General features: G+C 67.8%; 13 protein-coding genes. 2 read left to right on the forward strand and 11 right to left on the reverse strand.

Annotation, left to right across the window (positions count from 1 at the left end; all coding sequences use genetic code 11):
- Positions 1-143: 143 nt before the first annotated feature.
- The 4 genes from BAU07_RS05495 to BAU07_RS05510 form a co-directional block, all read right to left on the reverse strand.
- On the reverse strand, positions 144-1,157 hold the full coding sequence (locus tag BAU07_RS05495; protein ID WP_232338253.1) for a tripartite tricarboxylate transporter substrate binding protein: 1,014 nt from the start codon (positions 1,155-1,157) through the stop codon (positions 144-146).
- Between the two features lie 73 nt (positions 1,158-1,230).
- Positions 1,231-2,322, reverse strand: a complete 1,092-nt coding sequence (locus BAU07_RS05500; RefSeq protein ID WP_066654827.1) for a lactonase family protein — start codon at positions 2,320-2,322, stop codon at positions 1,231-1,233.
- Positions 2,319-5,003 carry an aconitate hydratase AcnA gene (gene acnA, locus BAU07_RS05505; protein ID WP_066664892.1) on the reverse strand — a complete coding sequence of 895 codons (2,685 nt, stop codon included), beginning with the start codon at positions 5,001-5,003 and terminating at the stop codon, positions 2,319-2,321. The genes BAU07_RS05500 and acnA overlap by 4 nt, the downstream gene beginning before the upstream one ends.
- A gap of 165 nt (positions 5,004-5,168) precedes the next feature.
- Positions 5,169-6,050 carry a LysR family transcriptional regulator gene (locus tag BAU07_RS05510; RefSeq protein ID WP_066654829.1) on the reverse strand — a complete coding sequence of 294 codons (882 nt, stop codon included), beginning with the start codon at positions 6,048-6,050 and terminating at the stop codon, positions 5,169-5,171.
- A 167-nt stretch (positions 6,051-6,217) separates the two neighbouring features.
- Here BAU07_RS05510 and BAU07_RS05515 point away from each other — a divergent pair, with 167 nt between their 5' ends.
- Complete coding sequence (locus tag BAU07_RS05515) at positions 6,218-6,775, forward strand: hypothetical protein (protein WP_232338254.1); 558 nt, start codon at positions 6,218-6,220, stop codon at positions 6,773-6,775.
- On the opposite strand, the gene BAU07_RS05520 is transcribed toward BAU07_RS05515, so the two are convergent.
- Positions 6,690-7,634 carry a LysR family transcriptional regulator gene (locus BAU07_RS05520; protein WP_066654832.1) on the reverse strand — a complete coding sequence of 315 codons (945 nt, stop codon included), beginning with the start codon at positions 7,632-7,634 and terminating at the stop codon, positions 6,690-6,692. The genes BAU07_RS05515 and BAU07_RS05520 overlap by 86 nt on opposite strands.
- Positions 7,635-7,764: 130 nt before the next feature.
- Here BAU07_RS05520 and BAU07_RS05525 point away from each other — a divergent pair, with 130 nt between their 5' ends.
- Positions 7,765-8,931: a mandelate racemase/muconate lactonizing enzyme family protein gene (locus tag BAU07_RS05525; protein WP_066654834.1), complete on the forward strand. Its 1,167-nt coding sequence runs from the start codon at positions 7,765-7,767 to the stop codon at positions 8,929-8,931.
- 87 nt (positions 8,932-9,018) lie between these two features.
- Here the strand turns inward: BAU07_RS05525 and pgl are convergent, their stop codons facing one another.
- From pgl to tkt, 6 genes are all read right to left on the reverse strand, one after another.
- Entirely contained in the window at positions 9,019-9,741 is a 723-nt protein-coding gene (pgl, locus tag BAU07_RS05530) for a 6-phosphogluconolactonase (protein WP_066654836.1), read from the reverse strand.
- On the reverse strand, positions 9,741-10,589 hold the full coding sequence (locus BAU07_RS05535; protein WP_066654838.1) for a Cof-type HAD-IIB family hydrolase: 849 nt from the start codon (positions 10,587-10,589) through the stop codon (positions 9,741-9,743). Before BAU07_RS05535 ends, pgl begins: the two co-directional genes overlap by 1 nt.
- Positions 10,571-12,109: a glucose-6-phosphate dehydrogenase gene (gene zwf, locus BAU07_RS05540; protein WP_066654839.1), complete on the reverse strand. Its 1,539-nt coding sequence runs from the start codon at positions 12,107-12,109 to the stop codon at positions 10,571-10,573. Before zwf ends, BAU07_RS05535 begins: the two co-directional genes overlap by 19 nt.
- Entirely contained in the window at positions 12,109-13,086 is a 978-nt protein-coding gene (gnd, locus tag BAU07_RS05545) for a phosphogluconate dehydrogenase (NAD(+)-dependent, decarboxylating) (protein WP_066654841.1), read from the reverse strand. The genes zwf and gnd overlap by 1 nt, the downstream gene beginning before the upstream one ends.
- Positions 13,087-13,175: 89 nt before the next feature.
- Positions 13,176-16,019 carry a bifunctional transaldolase/phosoglucose isomerase gene (locus BAU07_RS05550; RefSeq protein ID WP_066654843.1) on the reverse strand — a complete coding sequence of 948 codons (2,844 nt, stop codon included), beginning with the start codon at positions 16,017-16,019 and terminating at the stop codon, positions 13,176-13,178.
- Positions 16,016-18,115 carry a transketolase gene (gene tkt, locus BAU07_RS05555; protein ID WP_066654845.1) on the reverse strand — a complete coding sequence of 700 codons (2,100 nt, stop codon included), beginning with the start codon at positions 18,113-18,115 and terminating at the stop codon, positions 16,016-16,018. The genes BAU07_RS05550 and tkt overlap by 4 nt, the downstream gene beginning before the upstream one ends.
- Positions 18,116-18,168: the final 53 nt, after the last annotated feature.

Consider the following 18,168-nt stretch of genomic DNA (forward strand, 5'->3'; position numbering starts at 1 on the left):
AGGACTGCGTGGGAATGAACGATGGAGCGGGATTATGACATTCCGCTCCGCGGCCACCGTTCAGTTTTCCTTCAGATTTCCGGCGCGGTCACGCGATGCGCATGACGGCAAGGCGGCCCCGCGCGACGTCTGCCGCCGGCGCCTCACTCCTGCAGCGTAATGCCGGTTTCCGCGATGACCTTGGCGAATTTGGCGGTCTCCGCGCGCCGGAAGGCGTCGAAGTCCGGCCGCGAGGAAGACGCGGGTTCGGCGCCCTGGTCTCTCAAGGCCTGCAGCAACGCCGGGTCCTTGAGCGCTGCCAGCGCCGCCTGGTTGAGTCTGTCCAGGATGGCGGGAGGTGTCGCCCCCGGCGCGAACAAGCCGAACCAGTTGACCACCTCGTAGCCCGACAGGCCCGGTGTTTCCGCGAGCGCGGGTACGTCGGGCAGCGCGCCCAGCCGCTGCGACGACGTGACGGCGATGGGCCGTACCTGTCCGCTCCTGATGAAAGGCATGGCCGCGGCGGCGCTGGTAAAGGTCATGGTGACATGCCGGGCCACGACATCGGCGATCTGCTGGGCGGCCCCTTTGTACGGGATGTGGCGAATATCCACGCCCGCCATGCGGTTCAGCAATTCCCCGGAGACATGCTGCAGGTTGCCCACGCCGCTGGAGGAAAACGTCAGGTGGCCGGGCTGCGATTTCGCATACGCCAGCAATTCGGCCGGCGTCTTTGCCGGTACCGATGGGTTCACGACGAGCACGTTGGGGATGCGCGCGACCAGCGATACCGAAGCCAGCTCGCGGCCCGGATCGAAGGTCATTTTCTCCTTGTACAACGACGGGTTCACCACGATCTCACCGGCGGCCGACAGCAGGATGGTGTAGCCGTCGGGCTTGGCCTTGGCGACGTAGTTGGCGCCGATCATGCCGCTGGCGCCGGGCTTGTTCTCGACGATGATCGGCTGCTTCAGCGTGTCGTTCAGGCGCTGCGCGAGCAGGCGTCCGATCAAGTCGACGCCGCCGCCGGCCGTATAGGGCACGATGAGTCGGATCGGCATGGCGGGATAGTGGTCCTGCGCCTGTGCCGGTGTCTGTGCCTGCGCCGTGGTGGCGGCGAGCACGACCGCGACGGAAAGGCGCCGCATGGCGCGGGCGAGCGGGATAAGGGCTTTCATCGTTTGTCTCCGGGTTATGTATGTATGTCTGGCTGCGCGGTCTCGCGCTGTCTGGATGCACCGATGTTTCGATCTACTTGCGCAACACCATGCAGACCGGGCTGCCGGTGCGGGCGGGCGTGCCATGGGCGGCCAGCGCGCCCGTTTCGGCATCCACGCGGAACGTGACGATGGTGTCGCTGTCCTCGTTGCACGCGTACAGGAAATGGCCCGCGGCATCGAGGGTGAAGAAGCGCGGCGTGCGTCCCTGCGTGGGATACGCGGCCACGAAGCGCAGGTGGCCGGTGGCGGCCGCGATTGCGAAGCAGGCGATGCTGTCGTGGCCCCGGTTGGAGGCGTACACGTAGCGGCCGCGGGGGTCGACGGCGATGGCCGCCGCGCGGTTGTTCCCCGTGTAGCTATCCGGCAGCGTCGTAAGGATCTGGAACGGCTGCAGCGTTCCCGGCCCCGCATCGTAGCGATACGCGGTCACGGTGGAGTCCAGCTCGTTGACCGTATACATGCACGGCGCCTGGGGATGGAAGGCGACATGGCGGGGACCCGCGCATTCGCGCGTCGGTACATGCGCGGGCGTGGCGGGCGCGAGCGCGCCATTGTTCCAGTGCAGGACATGGATGCGGTCGAGCCCCTTGTCCGGAACGATCACATGGCGGCCTTGCGCATCGAAGTGATTGAAGTGCGGCTTGGCGTGTGGCTGCTCGACGCGATGCGGGCCGGGCTCGCCTTCCAGTATCCGCGTGTGGCTGACCGGCAGCAGCGCGCCGTCGTCGGCGAGCGGCAGGACGGCCAGCGAGCCGCTCAAGTGGTTGGAGACAACGATATGGCCGCCGTCGGGCGCCACCGCCAGGTGTACCGGGTTGCGGCCTTCCGTGCTTTGCCGGTTCAGGAAGCTCAGCCTGCCGCTATGCGCATCGATGCGGAAGGCGCTGATATCGCTGGCGTCGCCATGGATGGTATAGAGGACGCGCCCCGCCGGTCCCAGGGCCAGGTAGGAGGGATTGACCAGCCCGTCCACCTCCTGGACCGGTTGCAGCGCGCCGCTCACCGGGTCGCGGTGCCAGGCCGTGATGCCCCGGCCGCGGGCGTTGCGCTCGCGGGTCGTGCGGCTGCCGACATAGACGGTGGCCGGCAGGTCGGGCGAGGGCGCGAAGGGCGTTGCGCTCATGCCGGAACCTCGCCCATGCCGGCGATTTTGCGGACGACATAGGGCAGCACGCCGCCGTGCCGCAGATAGCGTATTTCCTGCTCGGCATCCAGCCGCAAGGACAGCATCAGCGTGCGTGGCGGCCGTTGTGCGTGCCGCGTTTCCAGGACGACGGTGTGGTCGCCCACCCGCAACGCGTCCAGCCCCCGCAGCTCGAATGTTTCGGTGCCGTCCAGGTCCAGCGCCTGCGCACTGTCGTCACCGTGGAAGACCAGGGGCAGTACACCCATGCCGATCAGGTTGCTGCGATGGATGCGCTCGAAGCTGCGTGCCACGACGGCACGTACGCCCAGCAGTGCCTGCGCCTTGGCGGCCCAGTCGCGGCTGGAGCCGGCGCCGTAGTTGCGTCCGGCGAACACCAGCAGGGGAATTCCGCGCGCCATGTAGGTGGCCGCCGCATCGTGCACCGGCAGGACTTCACGCCGGTCCGCATCCCATGCCCAGGCGCCCGGCCTGGCAGCCGGGCCGGCTGGGGCGCTTGCAAGCCGGTTGCGCGCCGCCGCGTTGGTGTAGGCGCCGCGCAGCATGACCTCATGGTTGCTGCGGCGCGTGGAGTACTGGTTCAGGTCTTCGACGGCTTCGCCGCGCGCCAGCAGCCACCGGCCCGCCGCGCTGTCCGGCGGTATGGCGCCCGCCGGCGAGATATGGTCGGTGGTCACGTTGTCGCCCAGCACCATCAAGGCGCGTGCGCCCGTTATGGCGGCCAGCGGCGCGGCGCGCGCAGCCACGGCTTCCAGATAGCGCGGCCGGCGCAGGTAGGTCGATGCGGGATCCCAGGCATAGCGGACGCTGGGCGCGGCGGACAGTGCCTGCCACTGCGGGGTGCCCGCCCATACCATGGCCGCGCGGCGCTGGAACAGCGCGGGGTCCAGGACCTCGCTCGCCAGCGCGGCCACCGCCTCGTCCGCCGGCATGATGTCGCGCAGCCAGACCGGCCGGCCTTCGGCGTCCATGCCGATGGGCTCCTGTTCCAGGTCGACACGGATATTCCCGGCGATGGCATAGGCCACGACCAGCGCCGGGGAAGCCAGGTAGCCGGCCGGCACCTTGGGATTGACGCGGCCCTGGAAATTGCGGTTGCCGGACAGCACCGCGACGCCCTGCAGGCCCGCGTCGACCATGGCATCGGCCGCGGCTTGCAGGCCCCCGGAATTGCCGATACAGGTCATGCAGCCGAAGCCCGCCACGTCGAATCCCAGCGCGGTAAGGTCGCGCAGCAGTCCGGCGCGCTCGAGGTAGTCGGCCACGGTGCGCGAACCGGGCGACAGGGAGGTCTTGACCCACGGCTTGCGCGACAGTCCCCGCGCTACCGCGGCCCGGGCCAGCAGTCCGGCCTGCAGCATGAGCAGCGGGTTGGCGGTGTTGGTGCAACTGGTGATGGCGGCGATCAGGACGGCGCCGTCGACGGGCTGGGTGGCGTTCCGCTCCCACAGCGCGGCGGGGGCCGGAGCGGCACGCGCGGTTGCGTCCAGCGTCGCGATGAAGGAAGCCGGCGCGCCGGCAAGCGGCTGCCGCTCATGGGGCTGGTGCGGGCCGGCCACGCTGCGCTGGACCGTCGCCAGGTCCAGGGCGACCACCTCGTCGAAGCGCGGTTCGGGCATGTCGTCGCGTCGCCACAGGCCCTGGGCCGCGAGGTAGGCATGCACGCGATCGCGCACGGCCGGCGTGCGCCCGGACAATGCCAGGAAACGCATGGCCTCGTCATCGAAGGGAAAGAACACGACGGTCGCGCCGTACTCCGGCGCCATGTTGGCCACGGTTGCGCGCGCCGCCCAGTCCAGCGTGGACAAACCGGGACCGCAGCACTCCACGAACTTGCCGACCACGCCGTGCGCGCGCAGGCGTTCGGCCAGGGTCAGCGCCAGGTCGGTGGCGGTGACGCCGGGCGCAAGCCGGTTGGACAGGCGCACGCCGACGACCTCGGGGTAGGCGATGGGAACCGGCTCGCCCAGCAGGGCGGCCTGGCCTTCCAGCCCGCCCACGCCCCAGGCCAGCACCCCGATGCCGTTGATCATGGGGGTGTGGCTGTCGGTGGCCACCATGTCGTCGGGATGCAGCAGGCTGGGGCCGCTCCCGCGTGGGGCTTCGCACACGACCTCGGCCAAGGCCTCCATGTTCATCTGGTGGATGATGCCGGTGCCGGGTGGGATGACCTTGAAATTGTCCAGGCTCTGCTCGGCCCAGCGGATGAAGCGATAACGTTCGCCGTTGCGCCGGAAGTCGATGTCCAGGTTGGACTGCGCCGCGTCGGGTTCGGCGTAGTGCTCCACGATGACGGAATGGTCGATCGTCAACACGGCCGGGATATGCGGGTTGACGCGGCGCGGGTCGCCGCCCAGCTCGGCGACGGCGTCACGCATCCCCGCGAAATCGGCCAGCGCCGGCAGACAGGTCGTGTCGTGGAACATCAGCCGGTTGGGATGGAACGGCACTTCGCAGGCCGGTCCCCGGCCCTGCGCGCGGGCCAGCACGGCGGGAAGGGCGTCTGGCTGGCACCGCGCGACGTTCTCGAGCAGCAAGCGGATGGAGTAGGGCAGGGTCGACAGGACTTCCGGCGGCAGGATGCGGTCTAGCGCTACATAGGCATGGTCGCGTCCGTTGATGACCAGGCGCGCGAGGCTGGAGGGATGGGGCTGGTTCATGGAGGCGGTGATGGCATGCGGCGGGCAGGGGGAGCGATGGCCCGCATGGTAAGCCGCCCCCCGCCGCATGGAAATTGCCGCTTCGCCAAGCGAGCGTTTCCGGATGGCGAACGCTGTGCCGCCGGCGGAGCCTCCTGCGGCGCGCCATGCCTTCCCCGGAGGGGTTCAGCCTCGCAGGTAGCCGATCAATGACCGCACGGTGGGCGGCAGCGTTTCCAGCTGGCGTACGCCGATCATCAGCGTACGGGTGGCCCAGGGCTCGGCCAGGGTCAGCGCGCGCAGCTTGCCCCCGCGCAGATAGGGCGTGGCCACGGCGCGGGGCAGTACCGCGATGCCCATTTGCGCCGCCACCAGCTTGCACATGCAGTCAAAGCCGCTGATGCGGATGCGCGGGCGCAGCGGCTTGCCGCGCTGCTTGGCCTGCGCGGTGAGCAAGGCATGCACGGAGCTATCCAGGTGCGGGCCGACGAACTCGTAATCGAGCAGCGTATCGAAGCGGACCTTTTGGCGCCGCGCCAGCGCGTGGGTGGCGGGCACTACGGCGACCAGTTCGTCCTGCCGGTAGGGGAAGACCTGCAAACCGTGCGATGGCGTCTGCTCCGCGAAAATCCCCAAATCGGCATGACCGTCCGCCACCGCACCGACCACGGCGCTGCCCACGCGCTCTTCGATGTCGAACTTGATCTGGGGATAGTCCGTGGCGAAGCGTTCGATATCTCCGGGCAGGAACTGGGCCAGCGCTGAGGTGATCGCATGGATGCGCACGTGGCCCTTGACGCCGGCGGCATACCCGGCCAGTTCTTCCTGCATGAGCGACAGGGTGTGCTGCATCTGGCGCGCGTAGTGCAGCAGCGATTGCCCTGCCGGCGTCAGGTCGACGCCGCGCGCGTACCGCACCAGCAGGGGCGAGCCGGCCAGGCTTTCGAGTTCGGCGATGCGTTTGCTGACGGCAGACACCGCCAGATGCTTGCGCCGGGCGGCCTTGGTCAGGTTCTTTTCTTCCGCCACCGAAGCGAACAGTTCCAGGCTCGTCAAGTCGTAACGCATGTCGACAATCCATCCTTCAGGTGCGCTTCGATGAAGGCGCCACAAGGCGCGGTTTCCAGGAGCATAATGGCGAACCTCGGCACATCTATCGGAGCTGGTTCAGTGACCGCCGCATCGGTGCAAGCGCGCCGCATGCGGCCAGACATGGGCATTTCACGGGTTATGCGATGAGAGTGCAACCGCTACGATTCGATCGCAACGTCATCGACGACATCCTGGAAGGCAGGAAAGTGCAGACGCGACGCATTCTCAAGCCGCAGCCCACGGATGCGACGGTGGCATGGCTGCGTGAGGTCGGTCCCAACGGCAAATGGATTGCCGTGGAGGACCCCGTGCCGCCGCCCTCGCGGCGCCGCATCCGGCGCATGTCCTGCCCCTATGGCGAGCCGGGCCAGTCCATCCCGCTGTATGACGACAGTGGCGTATCTTTCGCGCAAGTATTGCTGATCGGCCTGCGCATACAGCGCCTGCAGGACATCAGCGAGGCCGACGTGGCAGCCGAAGGTTGTGCCCGGGGCCACAGCGCACACGGCGGCTTTCTTCCGGGCATTCCCATGAAATCGGTATTCGCGCTGGCCTGGTGCGAGCTTTACGGGGCGCGTGCGTGGGCCGTGAACCCCTGGGTGTGGGCGCTGGAATTCAGGCTGGAGAAGGCCTTGCCCTGGCCGGCTTCGGGGGACGCGCCGGACTCGGGGTCTCGAAGTGCAGCGCCAGGAAATCGATGAAGGTGCGCACGCGGGCCGATAGATGGTGGCGGCTGGGGTAATAGACGAACAGGTCCGCGGGTGCGAGGCTATAGCTGGGCAGTACGCGACGCAGGCGCCCCGTTTCCAGGTACTTGGCCAGGTCCCATTCCGAACGTACCAGGACGCCATGGCCGTCCAGGGCCCAGCCCAGGACGATATCGCCGTCGTTGCTGCCCAGCGCCCCGCTGACCTTCACCGCCTCGGTTTCGCGGTTGCGCGTGAAGCGCCACACGCCGTAGGCGTCGTCGTTCTGGCGGTGGATGATGCAGCGGTGGCTGGCCAGATCGGCGGGCCGCTGTGGCGTCCCATATCGGTCCAGGTAGGCCGGCGACGCGCACAGGAAGCGGCGGTTGGTCATCAGGCGGCGCGCGCTGAGCCGGCTGTCGGGCGGCGCGCCGAAGCGAACGGCAAGATCGCAGCCCTGTTCGACAAGGTCGACCGGCCGGTCGGTGACCTCCAGCTGGACCTCGACATCCGGATGCAGGCGCGCATAGTCGGACACCAGCGGCGCGATGACCGTGCGGCCGAAGCCCAGCGTGGTGTTCACGCGCAGCAGGCCCTTCGGTGCGCCGCGGCTGCTGGTGACCTGGTCTTCCATGTCGCGTATTTCGGCCAGGATGCGGCTGGCGTGGCGCAGATAGGTTTCACCTTCGCTGGTCAGGCTGACCCGGCGCGTGGTGCGGTTGACCAGGCGCACGCCCAGCCGTTGCTCCAGTTGCGCCAGGCGCTTGGTCGCCGCGGGCGGGGTGATGCCCAGTTCGCGCGCCGTCGCGGATAAATTGCCGTGCTTGCCCAGCAGCACGAAGAACACGAGTTCGGAGGCGGTGTCGGTCTTCATGGAGGCGGCGCTCCTATAATTCAATGAAAGTGAATAATAATTTTCCCGCAGGTGAATGAAAAGCAGGGTTTGATTCGTTAATCTGCGATTCATCCGCTCGCCTTCCGGCCGGGCCGACACAGGAGACGCCATGAACATTGTTGAAATCCGCGAACAGACGATGCCGATCAGCTCGTCCATCCGCAATGCCTACATCGACTTCAGCAAGATGACCTTGAGCCTGGTCGCCGTCATCACCGACGTGATACGGGACGGCAAGCCGGTGGTGGGCTATGGCTTCAATTCCAACGGGCGCTATGGCCAGGGCATGCTGATGCGCGAACGCTTCATCCCGCGCCTGCTGTCCGCCGAGCCGGGTTCGCTGGTCGACGCGAGCGGCGAGAACCTGGACCCGCACAAGATCTGGGACCGCATGTTCATCAATGAGAAGCCCGGTGGCCACGGCGAGCGTTCGGTGGCCATCGGCACGCTGGACATGGCGGTGTGGGACGCGGTGGCCAAGATTGCCGACAAGTCCTTGTTCCAGCTGCTTGCGGAGCGCTACGGCAATGGCACGCCCGACCGCAAGGTCTTTGTGTATGCCGCGGGCGGCTATTACCACCCTGGAAAGGACCACAGCAAGCTGAAGGACGAAATGCGCAGCTATCTCGACCGCGGCTACTCGGTGGTCAAGATGAAGATCGGCGGCGCCACGCTGGACGAGGACCTGGGGCGCATCGATGCCGTATTGAGCGTGCTGCAGGATGGCCAGCGCCTGTGCGTGGACGCCAACGGACGCTTCGACCTGAAGACGGCGGTGGCCTACGCGAAGGCGTTGTCGCAGTACGACCTGTTCTGGTACGAGGAAGCGGGCGATCCGCTGGATTATGAATTGCAGGCCGAACTGGCCAGGCACTACGACAAGCCCATGGCGACCGGGGAGAACCTGTTCTCGATGCAGGACGCCAGGAACCTGATCCGCTATGGCGGCATGCGCAAGGATCGCGACTGGCTGCAGTTCGATTGCGCGCTCAGCTATGGCCTGGTCGAATACCTGCGCACCCTGGATATGCTGCGCGAGTACGGATGGTCCGCCAGCCGCTGCATTCCGCACGGCGGCCACCAGATGTCCCTGAACATTGCGGCGGGGCTGGGCCTGGGCGGGAACGAATCCTACCCGGACCTGTTCCAGCCTTACGGCGGGTTCCCGGATGGCGTGCGGGTGGAGGACAGCTATATCACCATGCCCGACCTGCCCGGGATCGGCTTCGAGGGGAAGGCGGACCTGTATGCCCAGATGTGGAAGTTGTCCGCCTGAGCGGCCGGCCTGGTTTCAGCGAGAGCTTCCCGATCGTCGGCTCCTGCTTCGCCATCGGTTTGCGGCCGCAGCCCCTTCGGATCCTTGCTAAGCGGCCCCGCCGGAGGCGTTCTGGTCCAGGTACCACAGCAGTTCGCCTTCGCAGGACACGCGTCCGGCTGGCACGGCGGGATCATGGGCGCGGGCCCGTGCGACCGCCGCGCGTTTTTTGTCGCCGGCGGCCAGGAACACCACCGCGGCCGCGCTGCCCAGCACAGGCAGCGTAAGCGAGATGCGGGGTTCGGGCTTGACGCCCACCACGGCGGCAGTCCACGCCTGGGTTTCCTCGACCTGCGGCGCGCCGGGGAACAGGGAGGCGGTGTGGCCGTCATCCCCGATACCCAGGAGGTTCACGTCGAACAGCGGCCTCGCCGGGTCCAGCCGCGTTGCGCCGTAGAAATCCTGCAGGGTTTGCGCGTAGCGCTGGGCGGCGGATTCTGGCGTGCCGTCGGCCGGTATGGGATGCACGTTGGCCGCGGGAATCGGAATGTGGTCGATCAGCGCGTGGCGCGTCATGCCGTAGTTGCTCTGCGGATCGTCGGGCGCGACGAAGCGCTCGTCGCCCCAGAACAGATGCACGCGCGTCCAGTCGATGCGGCCCGCCCGTGGCGCGGCGGCCAGCAGTTCGTACAGCGGCTTGGGCGTACTGCCGCCGGACAGGGCCAGCGCGAAGCGTCCCCGGCTGGCGGCGATGCGGTCCACCAGCCAGTCCGCCAGATGGGCCACCAGGCTGGCGTCGTCCTCGAAGATGCAGGCGTGTTCGGCGCTCATCAATGCACTCCCGGCAGGATATAGCGTTGCACCGCGGCGGCCAGGCCGTCATCGGCGTTGCTGGTGGTGGTCACCATGGCCCGCGCCTGGACCTCGGGCGCGGCCTGCCCCATCGCGATGGAAAAGCCGGCCCGTTCGAACATCGGTACGTCGTTGGCGCCGTCGCCGATCACCGCCGTTTCGGACAGGGGCACGCCAAGGTGGCGCGCCAGCGCCGCCACGGCGTCGCCCTTGTTGGCGCGCGCATGGTTGACGTCCAGGTAATAGACCTGCGATCGGACGGCGTGACCGTCGGGTGCGATCAGGGGATTGAGTTCTTTTTCGAGCTGGACGAGTCCGGCGGCATCCGCGCTGGCGGCGACGATCTTCTCGATGCGGTCCAGGTAGGGCTCGAAGCTGTCGACCACGGTGCCGTCAAAGCCCAGCGTGCGCCGCTCCAGCGGTACATAGTGGCCCTCCGGATCGCGCAGCAGCCACAAGTCGTCGGCGAACACCCAGGTCTCGACGGGCCGGCTCAGGAAGAGGTCCAGCGCCGTGCGCGCGTCGCCGCGCGACAGGGGATGCGATTCGATGACCCGCCCCTGCGCGTCCACGATGGCGCCGCCATTGAAGGCGGCCGTGGGGGTGTCCAGGCGCAGCATGCGTATCAGCGGAAGCATGCCGCGTGGCGGCCGGCTGCTGACCAGGGTGAACAGCACGCCGGCCTCGCGCAGGGCCTGGACGGCGGCCAGCGTGGCCGCGCTGATCTGCTTGTCCGGCCGTACCAGCGTGCCGTCGACATCCGAAACCAGCAGGCGGATGCGGCGCGACGAGCGCGCGTCGCCGTGGGTCATTTCAGGCTGTGCCATGCGCGTCCGTCCCGCTTGAGCAACTCATCCGCGGCTTGCGGGCCGTCCGTGCCGGCCGGATAGGTATGCACGTCGGTGCAACCCTGCCAGGCGTCCAGGAAAGGTTGCACGGCCCGCCAGCCGTTCTCGATATTGTCGGCACGCTGGAACAGCGTCTGGTCGCCGATCATGCAGTCGTACAGCAGGGTTTCGTAGCCGGTGGAGGGGCGCATCGCGAAGAAGTCCGCGTAGGCGAAGCCCATCTGCACGTTGTCGATCTCCAGCGTGGTGCCCGGCCGCTTGGCCTGGAAGTCGAACCACATGCCTTCGTCCGGCTGGATCTGGATGATCAGGTAGTTCGGCCGCATGCCGTGCACGTGCGTATCGCGGAAGGGCGACATCGGCGCCGGCTTGAAGCAGATGGCGATTTCGGTATTGCGCACGCTCAGCCGCTTGCCGGTGCGCAGGTAGAACGGCACGCCGGCCCAGCGCCAGTTGTCCACCCAGAGCTTCAGCGCGGCATAGGTTTCCGTGCAGCTGTCGGGCGCGACGCGCGGCTCCTGCCGGTAGCCGGCGACCTGGGTGCCGCCCACGTCGCCGGCGGAATACTGCCCACGCACGGAATTGCGGCGGGCTTCGTCGGGCGACTGTGGCCGGATGGCGGCGATGACCTTGGCTTTTTCGCTGCGCACGGCATCGGCGCCGAAGGCAGCCGGCGGCTCCATCGCCACCATGGCCAGCAGCTGGAACAGGTGGTTGGGCACCATGTCGCGCAGCGCGCCCGTGCGTTCGTAGAAGTTGCCGCGTTGCTCCACGCCCACGGTCTCGGCCGCCGTGATCTGCACGTGGTCGACGTAGTGGTTGTTCCAGAACGCCTCGAACAGCCCGTTGGCGAAGCGGCTGACCAGGATGTTCTGCACCGTCTCCTTGCCCAGGTAGTGATCGATGCGGTAGACCTGGCGCTCATCCATGACGGCGAGGATGCCGGCGTTCAATTCCTCGGCGGTCTTCAGGTCGGAGCCGAACGGTTTCTCCACTACCACGCGGCGGAACTGGTCGTCGCCTTCCTTGAGCAGGCCCGCCTGGGCCAGCCGGGTGATGACTTCGCAGAAGAAGCGCGGCGCGGTGGCCAGGTAGAAAATCGCGTTATTGGTTCCGGACGCCTCGATGCGGCGCGCGATGGCCTGGTAGGTGCCCTCATCCAGGAAGTCGCCCTCCAGGTACGTGGTGCGTTCGGCCAGCCGTTTCCACAGCGCCGGGTCCAGCCCGGCCGAGCTGTCGCCTTCGCCTTGCGGCTTGGACTTGTCGGCCTGCGACTGCATGAATTCGGCCAGCTTGTCGCGATAGGCCTCGTCGCTGACCTTGTTGTGGTCCACGCCTATGATGTGCAGCGCTTCGCCCACCAGCCCGTCGCGCGTCAGGTTGTACAACGACGGGATCAGCAGGCGCTTCACCAGGTCGCCGTGCGCGCCGAACAGGAACAGGTTGACCGGCGGCGCCATCTGGGACCGCGGTGGCCGTGCCGATTGAGCGTCTGCCATTACTTTTTCTCCTCGACATGCCCGCCGAAGCCGAAGCGCATGGCCGACAGCAGCTTCTCGCCGAAGGTATGGTCCTGGCGCGAGCGGAAGCGGGCGAAGAGGGCGCTGGCCAGCACGGGCGCGGGCACGGCCTGTTCGACGGCGGCATCGATGGTCCAGCGGCCTTCGCCGCTGTCCGCCACTTCACCGGAAAAGCCGGTCAGCTTGGGGTCCTTGGCCAGCGCGATCGCGGTCAGATCCAGCAGCCACGACGACACCACGCTGCCGCGGCGCCAGACTTCGGCCACGTCCGCCACTTCGATGTTCAGGCGCTCGCCTTCCGGCACCTGCTCGGAACCCTTGGTGCGGAGGATGTCGAAACCTTCGGCATAGGCCTGCATCAGGCCATATTCGATGCCGTTGTGGACCATCTTCACGAAATGCCCGGCGCCGGCAGGACCGGCGTGGATGTAGCCGCGTTCGGCACGGTCGTCGCGGCCTTCGCGGCCCGGCGTGCGCGGGATATCGCCCAGGCCCGGCGCCAGGCAGTCGAACAGCGGATCCAGGTGCCGCACCACGCGGTCCTCGCCGCCGATCATCATGCAATAGCCGCGTTCCAGCCCCCAGATGCCGCCCGAGGTCCCGACATCGACGTATTCGATCTTGCGCGCGGCGAGGGCCTTGGCGCGGCGGATGTCGTCCTTGTACATGGTGTTGCCGCCGTCGATGATGATGTCGCCCGGATCGAGCAGCCCCGCCAGCGTGTCGATCATGTGTTCGGTGACATTGCCGGCCGGCAGCATCACCCACACGGCGCGCGGCTTGGCCAGTTTCGCGACCAGGGCCTCGACGTTGTCGACGCCGGCGGCGCCCTCGGCCTGCAGTTCCTTCACCTTGTCCAGGCTGCGGTTGTACACGACGACTTCGTGCTTGCCCCGCATGAGACGACGCGCGATATTGGCGCCCATGCGCCCAAGTCCAATCAATCCGAGTTGCATAGGGATTCTCCGCGATAAGCAGGGGGCGTGGCGGGCGCCACGCCGGGGTCAGCTGGAAGTCCTGTCCTGGAAGCCCGATTCCGGGACGTTCAATTCAATACTTGCTTGACGGCTTTGGCCAGGCGGGCCAGCCCGCTTTCCACGTCGCCGCCGCGAATGTGGACGCGCAGGTAGCGGCGTCCGCGTTCGGCCAATACCTGCAGGTCCCCAAGCGCCTGCGCCGCCTGTACGGTGCCGAAGCTGATCTTGCGGCCGGGCACCTGCAGGTCGTGCGCGGGGTCGGCGGTGATCTGCAGGAAGACGCCGCTGTTGGGCCCGCCCTTGTAGGCCTGCCCGGTGGAATGGAGGAAGCGCGGTCCGAAGCCGCCCACCGTGGCGACCTTGCGGCGGTCGCGCAGGGCAGTGCGCAGGGCGGCCAGCTGCCGTTCGTGGGCGGCATTGCGCGCGATATAGGCCAGCACCGCGGCATAGTCGCCGGGGCGCAGGCGTGCCAGGTGCGCGCCCACCACGCCTTCGACGGTGCCGTCGCCGGCCAGTGCCGCGTCGCCGAAGAACGCCAGTTCGCCGTCCTCGGCGATGGGCGTCTCGGGAGGCAGCTTGCCGGTTTTCTCATAGGCATCGGTCAGGGCGCGGGTCTTGACCTTGCTGGCTTCCACGTCCGGCTGATCGAAAGGATCGATGCCGATCACGGCGCCCGCGATGGCCGTCGCGATTTCCCAGCGGAAGAATTCCTGCCCGATTGCCGTCGCGCGCGGCAGCGTGATGCGTATCACCGGATGTCCCGCCGCCGCCAGGGCCTGGACCTTGGCGTCGAGCTGGGTGGTGTCGTCGGTCGCGCAGCGGACGTAGGCAAAGACGCGATCCTGGCCGTAGACGTCCGGCGCCCCGATGGGTTCGAGGTCCACCGGCACGATGCCCTTGCCCTGCTTGCCGGTGGACTCCGCCAGCAGTTGCTCCAGCCACGAACCGATGCTGGCGACGGTGGGGGAAGCAAAAACCGTCACCTTGTCGCGGCCGGCCTTGGCGGCTTCGCCCAGTATGGCGCCCAGGCGCAGGCCCGGGTTGATGGCCGGCGGCGAGCTGGGGCCGCAGGCGCGCACCATGGGCTGGGTGCCATCCATGAAGTGCGCCACGTTGTGGCCCATGACGCCCAGCGGCACCATGCCGAACACGGACAGCACCGAATAGCGGCCGCCGATGGTGGGGTCGCCATGGAAGATGGCGCGGTAGCCGGCCTGTTGCGCGGCCGCTTCCAGCTTGGAGCCGGGGTCGGTAATGGCGACGAAATGGCTGCCGGCCTGCTCCGCGCCCAGCGCCGCCACCGCGGCGGCATGGAAATACGCATTGAGGATTTCCGGTTCCAGCGTCGAGCCGGATTTGCTCGAGACGATGAACAGGGTGCGCGCGATGTCGATGCCGCGCTCCACGGCGCAGATTTCGTCCGGGCTGGTGGAGTCCAGCGCATGCAGCGCCAGTCCCTGGCCGGCCTCGCCCAGCGTCTGCCCCAGGACTTCCGGGCCCAGGCTGGAGCCGCCCATGCCCAGCAGGACCGCGTGCGCGTACCGCTCGGCTTGCAGGTCGCGGGCCAGCGCGGCGATGGCGTCCGCGTCGATTTGCCGGCCCTGCCCGGCGGCCAGCCAGCCGACCCAGCGATCTTCCTGCTGGCCGGTCCACAGCGTGGCGTCGCCCTGCCACACGCGCCGTGCCCAGCCGTCGACGCGCGCACGATCGAGCGTGCGTTCCACCGCTTCGCTCAAGGCGGCGGGCAGTTCGTACGCCGCGCCGTTGATGCGATCACCCAGATAAGCCAGCCGTTTGGCGCCCACCGCGCCCAGCAGGGCGTCGAAGGCGTCGCTGAATTGCCGCGTGCCGTCCTCGACCAGTTCGCGCGTGACGGCGTCCAGGTCCAGGCCCAGGCGTTCGGCGTCATCCAGCACACGCCGCGCCGCGTCGATATCGGCGGTCAGCGAGGCCTTCACCTTGCCGCCGTCGCGGAAGGCGTCCATGGTGCCGGCGGGCATGGTGTTGACCGTGTCGGGCCCGATCAGCTCGTCGATGTACAGCGTGGGCGGATAGGCCGGGTTCTTGGTGCCGGTGGACGCCCACAGCAGGCGCTGCGGCTGCGCGCCGCGCTGGGCCAGGGCTTTCCAGCGCTCCTCGCCGATCAGCGCCAGGTAGTCCTGGTAAGCCAGTTTGGCGTTGGCGATCGCGACCTTGCCCTTGAGCGCGCTGAGCGCGCCGCTGTCCGCGCCGGGGCGCTGCAAGGCATCGTCGATCTTCTTGTCGATGCGCGTGTCGATACGGCTGACGAAAAAGCTGGCCACGCTGGCCAGGCGGTCGACGGGCTTGCCGGCGCGCACCCGGGCCTCGAGCCCGTCGATGTACGCCAGCGCGACTTCCCGGTACGCCTGGCGCGAGAAGAGCAGCGTGACGTTGACGTTGATGCCTTCCTCGATCAGTTGGCGTATCGCCGGCACGCCGGCCGGCGTGCCGGGCACCTTGATCATCAGGTTGGGGCGGTCCACCGCCTGCCACAGCCGGCGCGCTTCCGCCAGCGTGCCCTCGGTGTCGTAGGCCAGGTAGGGCGAGACCTCCAGGCTGACGTAGCCATCCTTGCCCTGCAGGCGGTCGTACACCGGGCGCAGCGCATCGGCGGCGGTCCGGATGTCGTGCACGGCCAGGCGCTCGTACACATCGCCGGGCTCGGCATCCGCCTGATACAGGATGGCGTGCAGTTGTTCGTCATAGACCTCGCCGTGGCCCATCGCCTTTTCGAAGATGGACGGGTTCGAGGTGACGCCGGTCAGGCTGTCTTCGCGCACCAGCTTGTCCAGCCCGCCCGCGGCCAGAAATTCGCGGCTGAGGAAGTCGAGCCATATTGCCTGGCCGGCTTCGGCTAGCCGTCCCAGGGGGTTTTTCGCGGTCTGGTTCATTGGGTGCTCCTGTTTTTCTGCGCCTGTTCGCGCGCGACGCGAACGACATTGTCTACCGTGAATCCGAATTTCGCTTGAAGCTTGGCGATGGGGGCCGACGCACCGAAGGTGTGCATGACGATTTTTGCGCCCGTCGCGCCCACATAGCGTTCCCAGCCCAGCGGGCCGGCCTGTTCCACCGCCACGCGACCGCCCACATCGGGCGGCAGTACGCTATCGCGATAGGCCTGGTCCTGTTCCTCGAACAGATCCCAGCTGGGCATGGATACCACGCGCGCCGCGATGCCCTCCGCCCGCAGCTGGTCGTAGGCTTGCAGGCACAGGGCCACTTCGGTGCCGGTGGCGATCAGGATGACCTGCGGCCGTTCGGGCGCGCAGTCGGCCAGGACGTAGGCGCCCCGCTCCAGTCCCGCTGCGCTCGCATAGCGCGTGCGGTCCAGCGTCGGCACGGGTTGGCGCGACAGCACCAGCGCGGTCGGGTGGTTCGTCTGCTTCAGCGCGACCTTCCATGCCTGCACGGTCTCGTTGGCATCGCAAGGCCGCAGCACCCGCATGCCCGGTATGCCGCGCAACTGCGCCAGTTGCTCGACCGGCTGGTGCGTGGGGCCGTCTTCGCCCAGGCCGATGGAGTCGTGGGTGAACACGAAGATCACCGGCAGCTCCATCAGCGCGGCCAGCCGGATCGGCGGCTTCATGTAGTCGCTGAAAATCAGGAATGTCGCGGTGTAGGGCCGCACGTGCGAAAGCGCCATGCCGTTGGCGATGGCCCCCATTGCGTGCTCGCGCACGCCGAAGTGCAGGTTGCGGCCGCCGTAGTTGTCGCGCTGGAAGCTGCCGGCGCCGTCGAAGGTCAGGTTGGTCTTGGTGGAGGGAGCGAGGTCGGCCGCGCCGCCCACCAGCAAGGGAATGTGCTTCGCGTAGGCGTTCAGGGCCTTGCCGCCCGACTCGCGCGTGGCCATGCCCTTAGGATCGGCGGGAAAGACAGGCGCGTCCTGATCCCAGCCTTCGGGCATCTGGCCTTGCCGCATCCGGCGCAATTCCTCGGCCACGGCCGGCTCGCCGGCCGCCAGCCGGGACAGCGTTTCCTGCCATTGCTGGTACGCCGGGGCGCCACGCGCGGCCATGCCGTCCCGCAGGCGGTAGCGGACCTCATCGGGAACGCGGAAGAAGGCGTCATCGGGCCAGCCGTAGGCCTGCTTGGTCAGCCGCACTTCGTCGTCGCCCAGCGGCTCGCCGTGGGCCGCGGCGGTGTTGTGCTTGTTCGGGGAACCGAAGCCGATCACGCTGTCGACGACGATGAGCGTGGGCCGGTCCTGGGTCGCCTGGAACTGGCGCAGGGCCGCCGCCAATGCCATGCGGTCGTTCGCATCGCTGACGCGCAAGGTGTTCCAGCCATAGGCGGCGAAGCGGGCGGCGACATCCTCGCTGAAGGCCAGATCGGTATGGCCCTCGATGCTGATGGTGTTGTTGTCGTAGATCCAGCAGAGGTTGGACAGACCCAGGTGGCCGGCCAGCGATGCCGCCTCGCCCGATACGCCCTCCATCATGTCGCCGTCACCGCAGATGACATAGACGTTGTAGTCGAACAGGTCCAGGCCCGGGCGGTTGTAGCGCTGCGCCAGGTGCCGCTGCGCCATCGCCATCCCCACGCTGTTGGCGCAACCCTGGCCCAGCGGGCCGGTGGTCGTTTCCACACCGGTGGTCATGCGGTATTCGGGATGTCCGGGGGTCTTCGAGTCGAGCTGGCGGAATTGCTTGATATCTTCCAGGCTGACGGCCGGCTGACCGCTGGGCTTGCCGTCCGCGTCGATCTCCACCACATCGGCCAGGTGCAGCAGTCCGTACAGCAGCATGGAGGCGTGGCCGGCGGAAAGGATGAAGCGGTCGCGGTTGGGCCAGTCGGGATGGGCAGGGTCGTAGCGCAGGAAATCGCGCCACAGTGTGTAGCCGACAGGGGCCAGGGCCATCGGCGTGCCGGGGTGGCCGGACTTGGCCTTTTGCACCGCGTCCATGGCCAGGGTACGCAGCGTATCGATGCACAGCAGGTCCAGGCGTTCGTCGTCTTGCGGGGAGCCGGGGGGCGATAAGGTATTCATGTGACCTCTCTCTGGCATAAACGCAGATGAATTGGCGCTCGCCGCAAACACCA

Origin of the sequence: Bordetella flabilis (assembly GCF_001676725.1) — a bacterium.
GTDB lineage: Bacteria > Pseudomonadota > Gammaproteobacteria > Burkholderiales > Burkholderiaceae_B > Bordetella_C > Bordetella_C flabilis.

Excerpts from the sequence above, each read along its gene's own strand:
- acnA (WP_066664892.1), bottom strand. The coding sequence starts at position 5,003 with ATGAACCAGCCCCATCCCTCCAGCCTCGCGCGCCTGGTCATCAACGGA.
- BAU07_RS05500 (WP_066654827.1), bottom strand. The coding sequence starts at position 2,322 with ATGAGCGCAACGCCCTTCGCGCCCTCGCCCGACCTGCCGGCCACCGTC.
- BAU07_RS05520 (WP_066654832.1), bottom strand. The coding sequence starts at position 7,634 with ATGAAGACCGACACCGCCTCCGAACTCGTGTTCTTCGTGCTGCTGGGC.
- zwf (WP_066654839.1), bottom strand. The coding sequence starts at position 12,109 with ATGGCAGACGCTCAATCGGCACGGCCACCGCGGTCCCAGATGGCGCCG.
- pgl (WP_066654836.1), bottom strand. The coding sequence starts at position 9,741 with ATGAGCGCCGAACACGCCTGCATCTTCGAGGACGACGCCAGCCTGGTG.
- BAU07_RS05550 (WP_066654843.1), bottom strand. The coding sequence starts at position 16,019 with ATGAACCAGACCGCGAAAAACCCCCTGGGACGGCTAGCCGAAGCCGGC.
- BAU07_RS05535 (WP_066654838.1), bottom strand. The coding sequence starts at position 10,589 with ATGGCACAGCCTGAAATGACCCACGGCGACGCGCGCTCGTCGCGCCGC.
- gnd (WP_066654841.1), bottom strand. The coding sequence starts at position 13,086 with ATGCAACTCGGATTGATTGGACTTGGGCGCATGGGCGCCAATATCGCG.
- BAU07_RS05515 (WP_232338254.1), top strand. The coding sequence starts at position 6,218 with ATGAGAGTGCAACCGCTACGATTCGATCGCAACGTCATCGACGACATC.
- BAU07_RS05525 (WP_066654834.1), top strand. The coding sequence starts at position 7,765 with ATGAACATTGTTGAAATCCGCGAACAGACGATGCCGATCAGCTCGTCC.
- tkt (WP_066654845.1), bottom strand. The coding sequence starts at position 18,115 with ATGAATACCTTATCGCCCCCCGGCTCCCCGCAAGACGACGAACGCCTG.
- BAU07_RS05510 (WP_066654829.1), bottom strand. The coding sequence starts at position 6,050 with ATGCGTTACGACTTGACGAGCCTGGAACTGTTCGCTTCGGTGGCGGAA.
- BAU07_RS05495 (WP_232338253.1), bottom strand. The coding sequence starts at position 1,157 with ATGAAAGCCCTTATCCCGCTCGCCCGCGCCATGCGGCGCCTTTCCGTC.